11 protein-coding genes and 1 pseudogene are annotated in these 16,997 nt (G+C 64.0%); 7 read left to right on the forward strand and 5 right to left on the reverse strand.

All coding sequences use genetic code 11. From position 1 onward, the window contains the following. Window positions 1-47: 47 nt before the first annotated feature. Both hmgA and fahA read left to right on the forward strand, forming a co-directional pair. Window positions 48-1,394, forward strand: coding sequence for a homogentisate 1,2-dioxygenase (gene hmgA / locus P0D87_RS11210; protein ID WP_029970398.1), 1,347 nt, complete (start codon window positions 48-50; stop codon window positions 1,392-1,394). Beyond that, window positions 1,391-2,692 (forward strand): fumarylacetoacetase, encoded by a 1,302-nt coding sequence (gene fahA / locus P0D87_RS11215; RefSeq protein WP_053857550.1) that lies wholly within the window; start codon window positions 1,391-1,393, stop codon window positions 2,690-2,692. The genes hmgA and fahA overlap by 4 nt, the downstream gene beginning before the upstream one ends. An 80-nt stretch (window positions 2,693-2,772) precedes the next feature. Here fahA and P0D87_RS11220 read toward each other — a convergent pair whose 3' ends face one another. Together P0D87_RS11220 and P0D87_RS11225 are read right to left on the reverse strand one after the other, a co-directional pair. Then, window positions 2,773-3,939 carry an MFS transporter gene (locus tag P0D87_RS11220; protein WP_053858956.1) on the reverse strand — a complete coding sequence of 389 codons (1,167 nt, stop codon included), beginning with the start codon at window positions 3,937-3,939 and terminating at the stop codon, window positions 2,773-2,775. Window positions 3,940-4,104: 165 nt separating this feature from the next. Then, a complete protein-coding gene (locus P0D87_RS11225) occupies window positions 4,105-4,911 on the reverse strand; it encodes a crotonase/enoyl-CoA hydratase family protein (RefSeq protein ID WP_053857551.1) in 807 nt (268 codons plus the stop codon). Between the two features lie 94 nt (window positions 4,912-5,005). Here P0D87_RS11225 and P0D87_RS11230 point away from each other — a divergent pair, with 94 nt between their 5' ends. Further along, entirely contained in the window at window positions 5,006-5,620 is a 615-nt protein-coding gene (locus P0D87_RS11230) for a plasmid fertility inhibition factor family protein (RefSeq protein WP_408636820.1), read from the forward strand. A 10-nt stretch (window positions 5,621-5,630) separates the two neighbouring features. On the opposite strand, the gene P0D87_RS11235 is transcribed toward P0D87_RS11230, so the two are convergent. Continuing rightward, complete coding sequence (locus P0D87_RS11235; protein WP_053857553.1) at window positions 5,631-6,653, reverse strand: 2-hydroxyacid dehydrogenase; 1,023 nt, start codon at window positions 6,651-6,653, stop codon at window positions 5,631-5,633. 532 nt (window positions 6,654-7,185) lie between these two features. Here P0D87_RS11235 and aspT (P0D87_RS11240) point away from each other — a divergent pair. From aspT (P0D87_RS11240) to P0D87_RS11255, 4 genes are all read left to right on the forward strand, one after another. Next, window positions 7,186-8,868: an aspartate-alanine antiporter gene (gene aspT, locus P0D87_RS11240; RefSeq protein WP_053857554.1), complete on the forward strand. Its 1,683-nt coding sequence runs from the start codon at window positions 7,186-7,188 to the stop codon at window positions 8,866-8,868. Between the two features lie 85 nt (window positions 8,869-8,953). Further along, window positions 8,954-10,636 carry an aspartate-alanine antiporter gene (gene aspT, locus P0D87_RS11245; RefSeq protein WP_006047833.1) on the forward strand — a complete coding sequence of 561 codons (1,683 nt, stop codon included), beginning with the start codon at window positions 8,954-8,956 and terminating at the stop codon, window positions 10,634-10,636. A gap of 92 nt (window positions 10,637-10,728) precedes the next feature. Further along, window positions 10,729-12,393, forward strand: a complete 1,665-nt coding sequence (locus tag P0D87_RS11250; RefSeq protein ID WP_053857555.1) for a bifunctional aspartate transaminase/aspartate 4-decarboxylase — start codon at window positions 10,729-10,731, stop codon at window positions 12,391-12,393. A 144-nt stretch (window positions 12,394-12,537) separates the two neighbouring features. Continuing rightward, window positions 12,538-13,761, forward strand: coding sequence for a pyridoxal-phosphate-dependent aminotransferase family protein (locus tag P0D87_RS11255; protein ID WP_006047831.1), 1,224 nt, complete (start codon window positions 12,538-12,540; stop codon window positions 13,759-13,761). A 115-nt stretch (window positions 13,762-13,876) separates the two neighbouring features. On the opposite strand, the pseudogene tssE reads toward P0D87_RS11255, so the two are convergent. Both tssE and tssH read right to left on the reverse strand, forming a co-directional pair. Further along, a pseudogene (tssE, locus tag P0D87_RS11260) lies at window positions 13,877-14,194 on the reverse strand (type VI secretion system baseplate subunit TssE); the annotation flags it as partial. Next, complete coding sequence (tssH, locus tag P0D87_RS11265) at window positions 14,151-16,985, reverse strand: type VI secretion system ATPase TssH (RefSeq protein ID WP_053857556.1); 2,835 nt, start codon at window positions 16,983-16,985, stop codon at window positions 14,151-14,153. The pseudogene tssE and the gene tssH, both read right to left, overlap by 44 nt. Window positions 16,986-16,997: the final 12 nt, after the last annotated feature.

Below are 16,997 nucleotides of genomic sequence, written 5' to 3' on the forward strand. Positions count from 1 at the left end.
TGACGAAACCCGCGTGAGACGAAATACAGAGTCAACGGAGAACTTGCATGGACACCTCAACACGTCAGCCGGATAGCGCCAGTTCGCGGCTCGAAATCGAGCCCGGTTATCAGTCCGGCTTTGCCAACGAATTCGCGACCGAAGCGCTGCCGGGCGCGCTGCCCGCAGGGCGCAATTCACCGCAGCGCGTCGCCTATGGTTTGTATGCCGAACAATTGTCGGGCACCGCGTTCACCGCGCCGCGCGGCCACAACCGGCGCTCGTGGCTGTACCGCATCCGTCCGGCGGCGGTGCACAAGCCGTTCGCGCCGCTGCCTTCGGAGCGGCTCGTCGCCAATTTCGCCGACGTCCCGCCGACGCCGCCCAACCAGTTGCGCTGGGACGCGTTGCCGATGCCGACCGTGCCGACGGATTTCATCGACGGCTGGGTGACGATGGCCGGCAACGGCGCAGCCGAATCGATGAGCGGCTGCGCGATCCACCTGTACGCGGCGAATCGCTCGATGCAAGATCGCTTCTTCTACAGCGCCGACGGCGAACTGCTGATCGTGCCGCAAGAAGGGCGCCTGCATATCGCGACCGAACTCGGCCGGCTGGACGTCGAACCGTTCGAAATCGCGGTGATTCCACGCGGCGTGCGCTTCGCGGTGAGCCTGCCCGACGGGAGCGCGCGCGGCTACATCTGCGAAAACTTTGGGGCGTTGCTGCGCTTGCCGGATCTTGGTCCGATCGGCTCGAACGGCCTCGCCAATCCGCGCGACTTTCTCACGCCGCATGCCGCTTACGAGGACCGCGAAGGCGACTTCGAACTCGTCGCGAAAATGAACGGCAATTTGTGGCGCGCGGACATCGGCCATTCGCCGCTCGACGTGGTCGCGTGGCACGGCAACTACGCGCCGTACAAGTACGACTTGCGGCGCTTCAACACGATCGGCTCGATCAGCTTCGATCATCCGGACCCGTCGATATTTCTCGTGCTGCAATCGCAAAGCGACACGCCGGGCGTCGATACGATCGACTTCGTGATCTTTCCGCCGCGCTGGCTCGCCGCGGAAGATACGTTCCGCCCGCCGTGGTTCCATCGCAATGTCGCGAGCGAATTCATGGGCCTCGTGCATGGCGTCTACGACGCGAAGGCCGAAGGCTTCGTGCCGGGCGGCGCGAGCCTGCATAACTGTATGTCCGGCCACGGTCCCGACGCGGAGACCTTCGAGAAAGCGTCGCATAGCGACACGTCGAAGCCGAGCAAGGTCGGCGACACGATGGCCTTCATGTTCGAAACGCGCACGCTGATCAAGCCGACGCGCTTTGCGCTCGAAACCGCGCAGCTTCAGGCGCATTACTACGAGTGCTGGCAAGGTCTCAAGAAACACTTCAATCCGGAGCAACGATGAGCGCAGTGAGCGATCTTCAGGCGACGCTCGATCCGTCGCGCAAAAGCTGGGTCGAGTCGGCCAACGAGCCGAGTCACGATTTCTCGATCCAGAATTTGCCGTTCGGCATTTTCAGCGACACGAGCAGCGACACGCGCCGCGCGGGCGTGGCGATCGGCGATGAGATCGTCGATCTGGCCGCATTGCAGGCGGCGGGGCTATTGAAGCTGCCGTCGAACGCCGATGTTTTTGCGCGCGATACGCTGAACGACTTCATCGCGCTAGGCCGCGACGCGTGGCGCGGCGTGCGCATCCAGTTGAGCAACCTGCTTTCACGCGACACCGCGACGTTGCGCGACGACGCGGCACTGCGCGCCAAAGTGCTGGTGCGTGCGGCCGACGCGCGGCTTCATTTGCCCGTGGAGATTCCCGGCTATACGGACTTTTATTCGTCGAAAGAGCACGCGACGAACGTCGGCTCCATGTTTCGCGATCCGAAGAATGCGCTGTTGCCGAACTGGTCGGAGATGCCCATCGGCTACAACGGACGCGCGTCGTCGGTGGTGGTGAGCGGCACGCCGGTGCGTCGGCCCAATGGTCAATTGAAGTTGCCCGATCAGGACCGGCCGGTGTTCGGCGCGTGCCGCAAGCTCGACATCGAACTCGAGACGGGCTTTGTGATCGGCGGCGGCAACGCGTTGGGCGAGCCGATTGCATGTGCGGACGCGGAAGCGCACATCTTCGGCATCGTGCTGCTGAACGACTGGAGCGCGCGCGACATTCAGCAATGGGAATACGTGCCGCTCGGTCCGTTCAACGCAAAAACGTTCGCGACCACGATCTCGCCGTGGATCGTCACGCTCGATGCACTCGAACCGTTCCGCGTCGCGCACCCGGTGCAGGAGCCAGAGCCGCTGGCGTATCTACGGCACGACGGCGACCATGCGTTCGACATCGCGCTCGAAGTGAAGCTGCGGCCTCATGCAGCGAAACAGGCGACGACCATCGCGCGAACCAACTTCAGGCACATGTACTGGACGATGGCGCAGCAACTCGCGCATCACACGGTATCGGGCTGCAATACGCGAGTGGGCGACCTGATGGGCTCGGGCACGATCAGCGGCCCGACCGAAGACTCGTACGGCAGCCTGCTCGAACTGACGTGGAACGGCAAGAAGCCGCTCGAACTGAAAGACGGCGGCACGCGCACGTTCATTGAGGACGGCGATGAATTGACGCTCGCCGGATGGTGCCAGGGCGATGGATATCGCGTGGGTTTTGGGGCTTGCGTCGGGGAGATTGTGGCGGCGCGGGGGTGAACGCGTGAACCTGAAGCGCCGGCCGGCTATGGCCCAGAAAGGCCGCCCGGCCGGCTGGCCTCACTATGCGCTCCTGGCGTTCACCCCGCCACCGCCATCCTTTGTGCACGCCGGTCGATCGACACCGACCACAGCGTAAGCAGCAGCGCCCCAACGGAAGTGGCGACGCCGACCCACGGCAGCGTAGTCAACGGCGCACCCGCACCGATCGCCATGCCGCCGAGCCAGGCGCCCGTCGCATTGCCGAGGTTGAAGGCACCCTGATTCAGCGTCGACGCGAGATTCGGCGCATCGCTCGCGCGGTCGACGATCAGTATCTGCAACGGCGGCACGATCGCAAACGCCAGAACGCCCCACGCGAAGATCGTGATCATCGCCGGAATTTCGGCATGCATGGTGCCGGCGAAGATCGTCAGAATCGCGACGATGGCGAGCAGGAACGCCACCAGCGACGGCATCAACCGCCAGTCCGCGAGCTTGCCGCCGAGCGTGCTGCCAACGGTCAGCCCCAGGCCGAACAGCAACAGCACGAGCGTGACCGCGTGCGGCGTGAAACCGGTCACGTCTTCGAGAATCGGCGTGATGTACGTGAAAGTGGAAAAGAGGCTCGCCGACGCCAGTACGCTGATGCCGAGCACCATCAACACCTGCGGATTTTTCAGCACGCCGAATTCGCGCACGAGGCTCGCTTTCTGCATCTCGATCTTCGCCGGCAGGCAGACCGCGAGCGCGGCGGCCGCGGCGATGCCGATGCCCGTCACCGCCCAGAAGGTCGCGCGCCAGCCGGCAGCCTGGCCGAGCGCCGTGCCGAGCGGCACACCGAGCACATTCGCCAGCGTGAGGCCGGTGAACATCAGCGCGATGGCCTGCGCGCGGCGGTTCGGCGCGACGAGCCCCGCGGCCACCACTGAGCCGATGCCGAAGAACGCGCCGTGACAGAACGCGGTGACGATCCGCGCGGCCATCAGCACCGCGTAGCCCGGCGCAAGCGCGCACAGCAGATTGCCGACGATGAATACGCCGATCAGGCTCATCAGCGCTTTCTTGCGCGGCATGTTGGCGACGGCGATCGCCACGATGGGCGCGCCGATCGTCACGCCGAGCGCATAAGCGGAGACCAGCATGCCGGCAGCCGGAATCGACACCGACAGATCGCGGGCGACGTTGGGCAACAGCCCCATGATGACGAATTCGGTGGTGCCGATGCCAAAGGCGGCAATGGCGAGAGCAAGCAGGGGCAAAGGCATGGCGGCGGACTGTGGATCGGCGCGGCGCGAGACGTCGCGCGGACGGCGCGCGTTTTCGGGGCGAAAGCGCGTGCGCCGTGCTGAAAGCAAAACAGTTAGGGATTTTACCTAAGTCAAAACGATAGTGCTGGGCGCTCAGTCGTGTGCACGGCGCGGCTGTTGTTTTTAATCCGACGCCTTGCCGTGACGTCCCGCGCCCTTCGTAAAACGCTCGGCGCCCGCAACACCTTCGTCGAAAACCGCCTGATAGCCGCCGGCGCCTTCGCGCCGCAGCGCGTCGGCGAGATCGTCCAGCATGCTGTTTTCCAGCACCGAGCGGCGGTCGGCCAGCAGCGCCGCCTGCGGAAAGGCCACGAGTTCGGCGGCCAGTTGCTCGGCCGCCGCGCGCGCCTCGCCTTTGGCGACCACGCGATTCGCGAGGCCGAAAGCGAGCGCTTCCTGTGCGCTCACCGCGCGGCCGGTGAGTATCAGATCGAGCGCGCGCGACATGCCGATCAGCCGCGGCAAGCGAATCGTCCCGCCGTCGATCAGCGGAATGCCGACGCGGCGGCAAAACACGCCGAGCACCGCGTCCTCCTCGACGACACGCAGGTCGCACATGGCCGCCAGTTCCAGGCCACCCGCGACCGCATAGCCCGTAATTGCCGCGATGACCGGCTTCGTGAAATGCATGCGCGTCGGTCCCATCGGTCCGGGACCGCTGCCGTCCGCGTGAATCTCGTTGCGGCGCGTTTCGTCGGCGAGCGCGCTCAGATCTGCGCCCGCGCAGAACGTGCCGCCCGCGCCGAACAGCACGGCTGCGCGCCACGCGGGCTCCGCTTCGAAGCATTGGAATGCGGCGCTCAACGCATCGGCGACGAGACGGTCGACCGCATTACGCCGCTCCGGACGCTCAAGCACGATGGTTGCTACGCCGTTATCACGGTTAGCTTCGATACGCACATATTGGTTGAAATTTTGCGTGCTTATCATCGTCGTCTCCCTGAAGGTCCGCGTTCGCCCGTTCGTTGATCCGTTCGGGCGCCAGTGCAGCGCTCATGCACAGCAGTTAATACCGTGGCTTGACATGCTTCTTTCACAATCGTCTCGTAGCGTTAGCGCTCTCTTAACGCGCTGGCGAGCTGCCGCCAGCTTATCGAGCCTGCCTTTGCCTCTCGCCAATTCACCGTCCGCGGGTGCGCCGGCCTGCGCGGAGACCGTCTGGATCGTCCCGCTCGACCGGCATTCATGGTACGACCACGCGCGCCTGAAACGCGTCTTCGTCGCCGACGGCACGCGGCATCAGGTCGTCGTGGTCGACGTGCGCAAGCTGCTCGCGTGCGCCGATCGCGACAACACCGATTATGTTCTGAAGCCCGTTGCCGAATGGCATGCGGGAAAGGTGCGCGGCATTCGCGAGTTCCTCGATCCGGACAATCCGCGCATTCCGCAGATGCCCTACGTGACGATCTCGACGCGCCGCGCGCCGGGCCTGCTCGGGTGGCTCGGTTTCGAGCGCGAAGGCGTGGTGGCGTTTCGCAACGGGCAGCATCGCGCGCGCTATCTCGCCGATGCCGGGGCGCGCTGGTTTCCGGTGGAAGTGCACGAGCGCGAGGCTGCGTTGCTGCGCGAGATATGCGGCGCACCGGACGACGCCCGCACGGCGATTCGCCCCGTTCCACTGAACGCGGGCGGCGCGTAGATTTTCGGCTTCAGCCAGGCAGGCCCGACGACGCCTGGTCGTTCGCATGCACCGCGTTGCGAGGCGTGCCCGCTTGCCACGCGGCGACGTTCGCGAGCGTGGTCTGCGCGATCTCGTTCATCGCCTCGCGTGTAAAAAACGCCTGGTGCGCGGTGACGATCACATTCGGGAACATCAGAAGACGCGCGAGCACGTCGTCTTGCAACGGTAGATTCGAATGGTCCTCGAAGAACAGACCGCCTTCTTCCTCGTAGACGTCGAGCCCCAGATGGCCGAGCTGACCGTCCTTCAGCGCGCCCACCAGCGCATTGCTTTCGACGAGCCCGCCGCGCCCCGTGTTGATCAGCATCGCGCCGCGCTTCATTCTGGCGAGCGCGGCCGCGTCGATCAGATGGTACGTTGCCGGAAGCAACGGACAATGCAGGCTGACAATGTCCGATTCCGCGAGAAGCGTGTCGAGCGTCACGTAGCGCGCGCCGAGCGCGAGCAGATCGTCGGCGGGCGTGCCGGGATCGTACGCCAGCACGCGCATGCCGAAGCCCGACATGATGCGTCCGAACACGCGGCCGATCATGCCGGTGCCGATCACGCCGACTGTCTTGCCGTGCAGATCGAAGCCCAATAGTCCATGCAGCGAGAAGTCGCCCTCCCGCGTGCGCGCGACCGCACGCGGCAGGCGCCGGTTCAGCGCGAGCACGAGGCCCACCGCATGCTCGGCGACGGCGTGCGGCGAATAAGCGGGCACGCGGGCGACGGCAATGCCGAGGCGCTCGGCCGTTGCGAGATCGACGTGATTAAAGCCTGCGGAGCGCAAAGCGATCATGCGCGTGCCGCCGGCATGCAGATGTTCGAGCGTCGCGGCATCGACACGATCGTTGACGAACGGACACACGACCTCATAGGCACGCGCGAGCACGGCGGTTTCGCTGTTCAGATGCGATTCCTGGAAATGCAGTTCATAGCGATGCGCGGCATTCGCTTCGGTGAAAGTCTCGACGTCGTATTGACGGCTGCTGAACAGGATCATGCGCATTGCTCACTCCATTTAATCGCATACCGGCGCTGCGCAATTCGCAGTTTTATGAAGACGGCGCTTTAGCGCTCAATGAAAACGAGTATAAGGAATTCATCAAAAGGTGCAATGCAATAAAACGGCTAGACGGTGCCTTTCCATAGGTCCGCTATTCGCGAAGTCAAGAACAACTGCGAAAAAAATAACATTGACAGGTCTTCTCAACTTACATAATTTAAAAAAGCCCGTGAGCGCCAGAGGCTGTCTTGGGCGGAAACGGTAAAACGCGCCACACGCACGGTACGTGTGGCAATTTGTCCCTGCAAAGCCATCGGCGTGGTCCGATTGCAAATGCTGTCTTTTTCAATGACGCAGTAGTTCAGTGCGGCGTTCGTATTGCGCTGCCTGCCTGTTCCGTCATATGGCGTTTAATTGAACCGTCCAGTTGAACCATTGACCCAGATCAGAACAGTCTTCACGAAAGCAGTCACGCAATTTGCAGTCGGCGTTATTGAGCAGATCGCTAATCGAACCTATAAATTGGCCGGCCAACATGATCGCTGAATTGCTGAGGGCTCAACCGGAGATCGCGCTGTTCACGAGCCTCGCAATCGGCTATTTGATCGGCTCCTTTCGTATCGGCCCTATTCAATTGGGCGGCGTTTGCGGCACGTTGATCGTCGCGCTGCTATTGGGTCAGACCGGCGCGCGGCTCGCCCCCGATTTGAAGAACATTGCATTCGCGCTCTTCATCTTTGCGCTGGGCTTCACGGGCGGGCCGCAGTTTTTCGCCAATATCGGCCGGGGCTGGCGCTATGGGCTGCTGTCGGTGATCGAGATCGTGTCGGTGCTTGCGCTGATCGTCATCGCGGTGGCCGTGATGCGGCTAGACGCCGGCACCGCAGCCGGCCTGCTGGCCGGCGCGGCAACGGAGTCCGCCGTGATCGGCACAGCGTCGGAGGCGATCGCGAAGCTCGGTCTCGCAGAAGCTGAGACGGTGCGCCTGCAGGCCAACGTCGTCACTGCATACAGCGTGAGTTACCTGTTCGGGCTTATCACCATCGTGCTCTTTACCAGTCAGTTCGCGCCCTTGCTGTTGCGCATCGATTTGCGCGCCGAGGCGGAAAAAATGTGGCGCACGCTCGGCGGCGATGGCGCCCTAGGCGACGGACAGCGCGCCGCCGCGCCTGCGCTGGTGGGCCGCGCGTTCCGCATCGACGGCGCTCATGGAGCGACGGTTTTCGCCATCGAACAGCAGCACGGCTTCAATCTCACCATCGAGCAGGTGCGGCGCAACGGCTCGGACGTGCCCGTCGAGCCGCAACTCGCGCTCGCGTCCGGCGACCTCGTGCTGGTAGGCGGCCGGCGCGAAGCGATCGTCGCAGCGGCGCCGGGCCTCGGCGACGAAGTGGACGGCGCGGACTTCGGCCAGGTCCTCGCGGAGACGCGCGACGTCGTGCTGACGCGGCGCGACGCGCACGGTCTCACGGTCGCTCAACTGCGCGAACGCGCGGCCCCGGAGCAGGGACGCGGCGTCTATATCGCGGCCGTCACACGGCTCGACTCGACGATCCCCGCGTTGCCCGGCACGGAACTCAATCGCGGCGACGTGCTGACGCTCGTCGGCGCGAAGACCGACGTGGAGCGCGGCGCCCGGCGTCTCGGCTATGTGCTCGTCGCCACGCAGAAGACCGACTTCGTCTATCTCGGCCTCGGCGTGCTCGCGGGCATGGCGATCGGTCATCTCGGCGGGCGCATCGGCGGCGTGTCGCTCGCATTGGGCACGGGCGGCGGATGTCTGTTGTCGGGCCTGCTGTTCGGCTGGATTCGCTCGCGCTATCCGCTCGTCGGCTCGTTGCCTTCGGCGGCGGCGCAGATTCTCAAGGACTTCGGGCTCGCCACGTTTATCGCCGCGGTCGGTTTGTCGGCGGGACCGGATGCGATCAGGCTCGTGCGCGAGTACGGCCTCGCGTTGCCGGCGGCGGGCATTCTGCTCGTGCTCGTGCCGGGGCTGTTGTCCTTATGGATCGGCCGCGTGTTCCTCAAGCTGGACACGCCGATGCTGCTCGGCGCGATCGCCGGTCAGCAGTGCAGCACGCCCGCGATCAGCGCGCTGGTCGGCGTGGCCGGCAATTCGACGCCGGTGATCGGCTACACGATCACCTATGCGCTCTCCAACATCCTTTTGCCGTTGATGGGTCCGGTCGTGGTCGGCGTTGCCGGCAAGTTGGGTTAGGCAGTCAGCAGTGCCGTCAGGCGTCGCTCGTGCGCTCGCGGCAGTGGCTGGTAATTAGTATGACAAACTAAAAAGCGAGGGCACGATGGACTGGCTACACCAAATCTTCCAGAAATCACCTGAGATAGCGCTGTTTCTGTCGCTGGCGGCGGGTTACTTCATCGGCCAGATCAACTTCGGCAAATTCCAGTTGGGCGGCGTGGGCGGCTCGCTGCTTGCCGCCGTGGTCATCAGCCAGGCCGGCGTGACGATCGACAACGGCGTCAAGTCGGTGATGTTCGCGGTGTTTATCTACGCGGTCGGCTATGACTCTGGTCCCGGCTTCTTCAATTCGCTGAACCGCAAGACGCTGCGCGAAATCGCGATGGCGGTCTTTCTCGCGGTCACGGCGCTCATCACCGTCGTGGTGTGCGCGAAGCTGTTCCATTTGAACAAGGGACTCGCGGCCGGCCTCGCCGGCGGCGCGCTGACGCAGTCGGCGATTATCGGCACGGCGGGCGACGCGATCGCGCGCCTCGGCTTGCCAGCGGACCAGGTCAAGGCGCTGCAATCGGACGTCGCGATTGCCTACGCGGTGACCTACGTGTTCGGCTCGCTCGGCGCGATCATCGTGTGCGTGAACATCTTGCCGAAGTTCATGGGGCAGAGCCTGCGCGATGCGTCCATCGAAGCCGAACGCGAGCTTGCAGCGGGCGCGCCGGCGCAAGGACCGGGACAACTGCGCGCGTTGCCGGAACTGGTGGGGCGCGCGTACCGGATCGACGTCAGCGCGGGCAAATCCGTGAAGGAGGTCGAGACGCTGCATCGCGATCTGCTGACCATCGAGCGCGTCAAGCGCGGCGGTCATACGCTCGACCCGACGCCCGATCTGATCCTCGAACCCGACGACGTCGTGCTGGTCGTGGGCCGTCGCGAAGCCGTCGTCGAATTCGGCTCGAACGGCAGCGAGGTCGCCGACATCGGCGACGTGGGCGTCGTCATGCAAACGCGCGAAGGCGTGTTCACGCGCAAAGGCATGAACCACACCACAATCGCCGCGGCACGCGAGATCGTGGACCGCGACATGCGCCACGGCGTGTACATCCAGAGCATTTCGCGCGCCGGTCAGCCGCTGCCGCTACTGCCTGAGACAAAGCTCGAACACGGCGACGTCATCACGTTCTACGGATCGCCGAAAGACACAAAGCGTGCCGTCGACGCCGCGGGTTACGAACTGCCGTACACCATCAAGACCGACTTCATCTACATGGGTGTGGGTCTCGTGCTCGGCTTGCTGATCGGGCTGATCGTCGTCAATGTCGGCGGCATTCCGCTCACGCTCGGTTCCGGCGGCGGCTGCCTGCTCGCCGGCCTGCTGTTCGGCTGGATGCGCGGCAAGCATCCGATGTACGGCGTGATGCCCACGGCAGCTTCGCAGTTGCTGAAGGACTTCGGACTCGCCGCTTTCGTCGCCGTGGTCGGCCTGAATTCCGGCTTGCAGGCGGTGGTGACCGTCAAGCAGAGCGGCATGACGATCTTCCTGCTCGGCGTATTCGTCACGCTGTTCCCGCTTCTGCTCACGATGCTGTTCGGCCGCTACGTGCTTCGCTACAACAACGCGGCCATCCTGGCGGGCGCGCTGACGGGCTCGCGCAGCGCCAACCCGGCGTTCGGCGGCGTGCTCGACAAGGCGGAAAGCGCGGTGCCGACCGTGCCATTCGCCATCACGTATGCGATTGCAAACGTCGCGTTGACGTTGCTCGGGCCGCTGGTGGTGGGGCTCGTCTAGCGGAGCGTTGTATCGGTCTCTTCGCGCCGGCCGCGGCATCACGCAGAGCAACTCGCGGCGGCGCTTTCATCTGGCTCATTGGAGAACGCATCATGGCAAAAGAGAAGGGCGACAGCAAACATGGCGATATGGCGCAAGCGGGTCTTGCCGCGCTGAGCCCGTTCGAATTGAAGGATGAACTCATCAAGGCCGCGGGCGGCGGCGCGGTCGAGCGTCCGGCCAACGCGGCGATGCTCAACGCCGGGCGCGGCAACCCGAATTTTCTCGCGACGATTCCGCGTCACGGCTTCTGGCAACTCGGCCTCTTTGCGATGCGCGAGTCGGAGCGTTCGTTCGCCTACATGCCGGAGGGCGTCGGCGGATTCCCGCGGCGCGATGGCCTCGAAGAGCGCTTCGATCTGTTCCTGCGCGAGAACAAGGGCGTGCCCGGCATCGACTTTCTGCGCGGCGCCGTATCGTATGTGCGCGATCAGTTGGGACTTTCCGCGGGCGATTTCCTGTATGAAATGTGCGAAGGCATCCTCGCATCGAACTATCCGGTGCCGGACCGGATGCTTAAGCTATCCGAAATAATTGTCGGCCAGTATCTGCGCCGCGAGATGATCGGGCAGCATCCGTTCGTCGGCGAGTTCGACGTGTTCGCCGTGGAGGGCGGCACGGCGGCCATGACGTATATCTTCAACACGATGCGCGAGAATCACCTGCTCAAAGCCGGCGATACGATCGCGCTCGGCATGCCGATCTTCACGCCGTACATCGAGATTCCGCGACTGAACGACTACCAGTTGAACGTGGTGAATCTTCACGCCGCCGTCGAGAGCAACTGGCAGTATTCGAAAGAGGAACTCGACAAGCTGCGCGATCCGAAGGTCAAGGCGTTCTTTCTCGTGAACCCGAGCAATCCGCCTTCGGTGAAGATGGACGACGAGAGCCTCCAATACATTGCCGACATCGTCAAGGAACGCCCGGATCTGATTCTTCTCACCGACGACGTGTATGGCACGTTCGCGGACAACTTCGTGTCGCTGTTCGCGCTCGCGCCGAAGAACACGATTCTCGTGTACTCGTACTCGAAGTACTTCGGCGCGACCGGCTGGCGTCTCGGCACCATCGCGACGCATCGCGACAATGTGCTCGACAGGTTGATTGCCGAGTTGCCGAAAGAGGCGAAGGAGCAGTTGCACGAGCGTTATGAATCGATCACGACGGAGCCCGAGAAGCTCAAGTTCATCGACCGTCTGGTTGCCGACAGCCGTACCGTCGCGCTCAATCACACGGCGGGCTTGTCGACGCCGCAGCAGGTGCAGATGGTGCTCTTTTCGCTGTTCTCGCTGATGGACACGCCCGACGCGTACAAGAACGCGTTGAAGCGCCTGATCCGCAAGCGCAAGCAGGCGCTCTACGAAGAACTCGGCATTTCGTTCGAGGACGACGATCCGAACCAGGTCGATTACTACACGATTCTCGACGCCGAGTTCCTCGGCGAGCGGATGTTCGGGCGCGAGTTTGTCGAGTGGCAATTGAAGAACACGCAGCCCACCGAACTGCTGTTCCGGCTCGCGCGCGAGGCGCGGGTGGTGCTGTTGCCGGGGCTCGGCTTCGGCACGCAGCATGCGTCGGGGCGCGTCTCGCTCGCCAATCTCAACGAGTCGGACTACCGGCAGATCGGACGCGCGATGCGGCGGCTCATCGAGGAATACGTCGAGCGCTTCAATGCGGAGACAGGCAAGAAGCTCGATAAAAGCAAGGTGAAATGACGCCGCCCGCTCGGGCATGGTCAAAAAACTTGCGCAATTGCGCGGATCGGTGAATGATCGAAAACCGGCCTCGCCAGTGTCACTGCTGGCGAGGCCGTTGGCTGCTGTGCGTTCCGTGTTTGCCGTTTCCTTCAAGTGCCGATCATGCCGACTTCATCGTTCAACGTTACGTCTACTGCTGTGCCCTGTCCGGTTGTCGAATCGCTCGACGCCATTCTTCCCGAAGAGCCGTTGCTGATGATGGGCGCGGGCCCCGTGCCGATTCCCGCCGCCGTCGCCAAGGCCAACACGATCGTGATCAATCACCTGGGCGCAACCATGGTGAAGGTGATCAGCCAGGTGAAGACCATGGCGCGCTACGTGTTCCAGACGCATTCGAAGTGGGTGCTGGGCGTGGCGGGACCGGGCTCGGCCGCGATGGAAATGGCGATCTCCAATCTCGCGTGGGAAGGCACGCGCGTGCTCAGCATCAAGAACGGCTTTTTCAGCGGACGGATGGCCGAGATGGGCCGCCGCGTCGGTGCGCGTGTGAGCACGCTCGAAGTCGGCGATCAGTCGGTGGCGAGTCTCGATGAGATTGCCGAGGCGATTCGCCGCGAGCGCCCCGAGATCGTCACGGTGGTGCAGGGCGAGACGTCGAATACGGTCTGGAATTATCAACTGAAGGACATCGCTGCCCTGGCGAAAGCGGCGGGCGCGCTGGTGATCGTCGACGCGGTGTGCACGTTGAGTACGATGCCGCTCGCGATGGACGCATGGGGCATCGACGCCGTGATCACCGGCGGACAAAAGGGTTTGTCGTCGATTCCCGGCGTCTCGCTGATTGCGTTCTCCGATGCCGCCTGGGCGCGGGTGAAGGGACGCACCGCGCCGAATGCGCATTGGTGTCTCGATGCGTCGCTCGCGGAAAACTTCTGGCACAACGCGGGGTATCACTACACGGCGCCGGTGTCGGGCGTGCTTGCGTTGCACGAGGCGTTGCGGCTCGTGTGCGCCGAGACGCTGGAGAAGCGTTTCGCGCGGCATCTGAAGTGTTCGGTCGCGTTGCAGGAAGGCGTGACGGCGCTCGGTTTGCAGTTGTATGCGCCGAAGGCGTGCCGGTTGAATTCGGTGGTGGGCATCGAGGTGCCCGAGGGCTTGAGTCCCGGCGACGTGTGCGCGCATATTTCGCGGCAGCATCAGGTGGAAATTTCAGGATCGTTTGGATTGCCGATTGTCCGCATTGGTCAGATGGGCGAGCAGTGCCGCGAGCACAATCTGTTCAGGACCGTGCACGCGTTGGGCCGGACGATGGTGGACCTTGGGGTTAAGGTCGATTTGCCGGCCGGCGTCGCGGCGTTGGAGCGGGGATTGTCCGAAGGGAAGTAGGGCTTTGGATCGCGCTTTGGCGTTTGTCGCATGCGCTGCATTCACCGCAGGCGGTGCGACGCTCAGGCGCGATCCAGATCGGGCCTCAGCATGTTGAGGCGCGTCTGCCCATCCGGACTGCCCGCATGCGCGGCTCGCACTTCAGCACGGTGGTTTCGATCACGCGCTGAAGCTGGTGCGCCGACGAGGGCAAGTGCCGATAAATCTCCGACAGATCGTCGAGCCCATAGTCCGGCAAATGAGCAAGCCCATTGCGCCGGCTATTCAGAATGCGTTGGATGTTGTCCTGCACCGAATAGAACTTCTGCGTCGCGGCCTCGTAGTCGTCAAGGCGCGCGCCGTTGGCAAAATGCCCGGTCACTGTTTCGAAGAGACCGGGCCGCCGCGACTCATGCTGTCGCCTCTTCCATGCACGCGGGGTCGCTGTCGAAATCGACGGTAATGCCTGCGTCGTCCGCATAGCCCAGGCGAATTTGCGATGGCAACTGCCGATTCGCGACCCGTTCGAGCAATTCACGAGACAGCACCGGAAGAATCTGTTGATCGAGCAGACTGTCGATGTTGCGCGCGCCGGAGTCCGGCAACAGACACGCACGCACGAGTTCGGCGACGAGCGCATCGTCGCAAGCGAGCGGCACGGCAAAGCGCTTCTCGATGCGTTGCGCGACCTTGCCGAGCTTCATCCGCACGATTTGCGCGAGCGCTTCCGCGGACAACGGCCGATAGACGACGGTCTGAAAGCGCGCGAGCAACGCGGGCTGGAAATGCTGGACCAGTTGCGGGCGAATGGCTTCCATCAGCATCGCGGTGGTGACGGTTGCGCCTGCTGGTGCGTTGGCGTTTGCGTCGGTGGCTGTCTGGTCTTCCGATGCTTCTTGCGGCGGTTCTTGCGACACCTGTTGCGATGCCTCGACCGCGGCCATGATTTCGTCGCTGCCGAGATTCGACGTCATCACGATGACGGTGTTGCGGAAGTCGATCACGCGACCTTCGCCGTCGCGCATGAAGCCGCGATCGAACACCTGATAGAACAGATTCAGCACGTCGCGATGCGCTTTTTCCACTTCGTCGAGCAGCACGACGCTGTACGGACGTTGACGCACCGCTTCGGTCAGCACGCCGCCGCGTCCATAGCCGACGTAGCCCGGCGGCGAGCCCTTCAGTTGCGAGACCGTGTGCGCTTCCTGATACTCGGACAGGTTGATGGTGACGAGCGCGCGCTCGCCGCCGAACATCAGGTCCGCGAGTGCCCGCGCCGTTTCGGTCTTGCCGACGCCGGACGGACCGGCGAGCAGGAACACGCCGAGCGGCGCGTCTTCGGACTTCAAGCCGGCTTTGGCGGCCCGTAGCGATTTGCCGAGCGCGGCGAGCGCGTCGTCCTGGCCGACGACCGTTCGCGCGAGCCGCGTCTCCAGTTCCAGCAGCGTGGTGAGTTCGTCTTCGAGCAGGCTGCCGACCGGCACGCCGGTCCAGTCCGCGATGACGCTTGCGATCGTGGCTTCGTCGACTTCGGCGTGAATCAGCGCTTCGTCGGCATGCTTCGTCAGCAGCGTGTGCGCCGCTTTGATCTCCGGCTGGAGATCGCGCCGCGCGGATTCGTCTGATGCGGCGCGCCACTGCGCGCGCAGATCCGTTAGCGCGCTGACGGCTTTTTTCTGCTCCGCGTAATTCTGTTCGAGATTGTCTATTTCGGCGGCGACTGCCAGAAGGCGTGCGTCGATGGCCGCAAGCCGCGCGCTCATATCCACCGATGTCGCGCCCTGATCGTCGACCAGCGCATCGCGCTCGACACGCAGCGCGGCCTGTTCCGCGCGACGCGCGGCGATGGCGATCGGCGTTGCATCGACGCTCATGCGCACGCGTGCCGCCGCGGTGTCGAGCAGGTCGACGGCCTTGTCAGGCAATTGACGCCCCGTCAGATAACGGCGCGACAAACGCACCGCCGCGCTCACTGCGGCGTCGGTGATGTGCACGTTGTGGTGCCGCGCATAACGCTCTTTCAGGCCGCGCAGCATCAGGCACGCGTTGTCGTCGTCGGGTTCGTCGACCTTGACCATCTGGAAACGCCGTTCGAGCGCCGCGTCGCGCTCGAAGTACTGCTTGTATTCCGACCATGTGGTCGCCGCGATCGTGCGCAACTCTCCGCGCGCGAGGGCCGGCTTCAGCAGATTCGCCGCGTCGCCGCTGCCCGCCGAATTGCCCGCGCCGATCAGCGTATGCGCTTCGTCGATAAAGAGCAGGATCGGCGTGGCCGATTGCTGTACCGCCTCGATCACGTTTTTCAGACGTTGCTCGAATTCGCCCTTGACGCCCGCGCCTGCCTGCAGCAGCCCGAGGTCGAGCGTCAAGAGGCGCACGTCGCGGATCGCTGCGGGCACGTCGCCCTCGGCGATTTTCAGCGCCAGCCCTTCGACGAGCGCGGTCTTGCCGACGCCAGGTTCCCCCACCAGGATCGGATTGTTCTTGCGGCGGCGCGCGAGAATATCGACCATCTGACGGATTTCGGTGTCACGGCCGAACACGGGGTCGATATTGCCGTCGCGCGCTTTCTGCGTGACGTCGATCGTGAAGCGGTCTAACGCTTCCGATACCGGGTTCGCGAAGCCGTTTGCGCGCGGCGCCGCGGAGAGCGGATCGGGATTGAGGTCGGCGTCGAAATCGAAGTCGAAGTCGTCTTGCATCGCGCTGTCCGGCGCGTGCCCGGTAGTCGGTGTGCTGTCCGCGTGCTGCGTGGAGGGCTTGGCGGCGGGCGCTTCGATCGACGTCCAGTTGAGCTCCGGCGTGAGGCGCTCGATCTGCGTGGACGACAGCGACAGCAGCGCCCACGCGTCGGGCGCGCGCAGCAGATGCGGCGCATCGGCGAGCGCCGCCAGCAGATGCGAGGAGCGGATCAGCGGCGCTTGCGCCTCGAGCGATGCTCGCAGCCAAGCCGCCTCGAGCAGTTGCCCAAGGCGATGCGACAAGCCGGGCTTGCCGCGCAAGTCGTGCGGCAAACGGTCGATTGCACTGAGCAGACCGTTCCAGATGCCGTCGACGTCGAGTGTATAGCGGCGCATGATCGCCACGAGATCGCCGTCGCCCAGTTCGAGCAGCTTGATGAACCAGTGTTCGACCTCGATGTCGCGATGGGCGCGCGTCGCGCACAGACTCGCGGCGTCGGCGAGTGCTTGAGCGCAGTGATCGTTGAGGCGGCGCAGATACGGGGAGAAGTCGCGATGAGTCATGGCGGCGAGCGG

This window comes from Paraburkholderia sp. RL17-368-BIF-A (genome assembly GCF_046054045.1).
Lineage (GTDB): Bacteria > Pseudomonadota > Gammaproteobacteria > Burkholderiales > Burkholderiaceae > Paraburkholderia > Paraburkholderia graminis.

Bases quoted from the DNA above. Each gene is read 5' to 3' on its own strand.
- hmgA (WP_029970398.1), top strand. From the start codon at position 48: ATGGACACCTCAACACGTCAGCCGGATAGCGCCAGTTCGCGGCTCGAA.
- fahA (WP_053857550.1), top strand. From the start codon at position 1,391: ATGAGCGCAGTGAGCGATCTTCAGGCGACGCTCGATCCGTCGCGCAAA.
- P0D87_RS11220 (WP_053858956.1), bottom strand. From the start codon at position 3,939: ATGCCTTTGCCCCTGCTTGCTCTCGCCATTGCCGCCTTTGGCATCGGC.
- P0D87_RS11225 (WP_053857551.1), bottom strand. From the start codon at position 4,911: ATGATAAGCACGCAAAATTTCAACCAATATGTGCGTATCGAAGCTAAC.
- P0D87_RS11230 (WP_408636820.1), top strand. From the start codon at position 5,006: ATGCTTCTTTCACAATCGTCTCGTAGCGTTAGCGCTCTCTTAACGCGC.
- P0D87_RS11235 (WP_053857553.1), bottom strand. From the start codon at position 6,653: ATGCGCATGATCCTGTTCAGCAGCCGTCAATACGACGTCGAGACTTTC.
- aspT (WP_053857554.1), top strand. From the start codon at position 7,186: ATGATCGCTGAATTGCTGAGGGCTCAACCGGAGATCGCGCTGTTCACG.
- aspT (WP_006047833.1), top strand. From the start codon at position 8,954: ATGGACTGGCTACACCAAATCTTCCAGAAATCACCTGAGATAGCGCTG.
- P0D87_RS11250 (WP_053857555.1), top strand. From the start codon at position 10,729: ATGGCAAAAGAGAAGGGCGACAGCAAACATGGCGATATGGCGCAAGCG.
- P0D87_RS11255 (WP_006047831.1), top strand. From the start codon at position 12,538: ATGCCGACTTCATCGTTCAACGTTACGTCTACTGCTGTGCCCTGTCCG.
- tssH (WP_053857556.1), bottom strand. From the start codon at position 16,985: ATGACTCATCGCGACTTCTCCCCGTATCTGCGCCGCCTCAACGATCAC.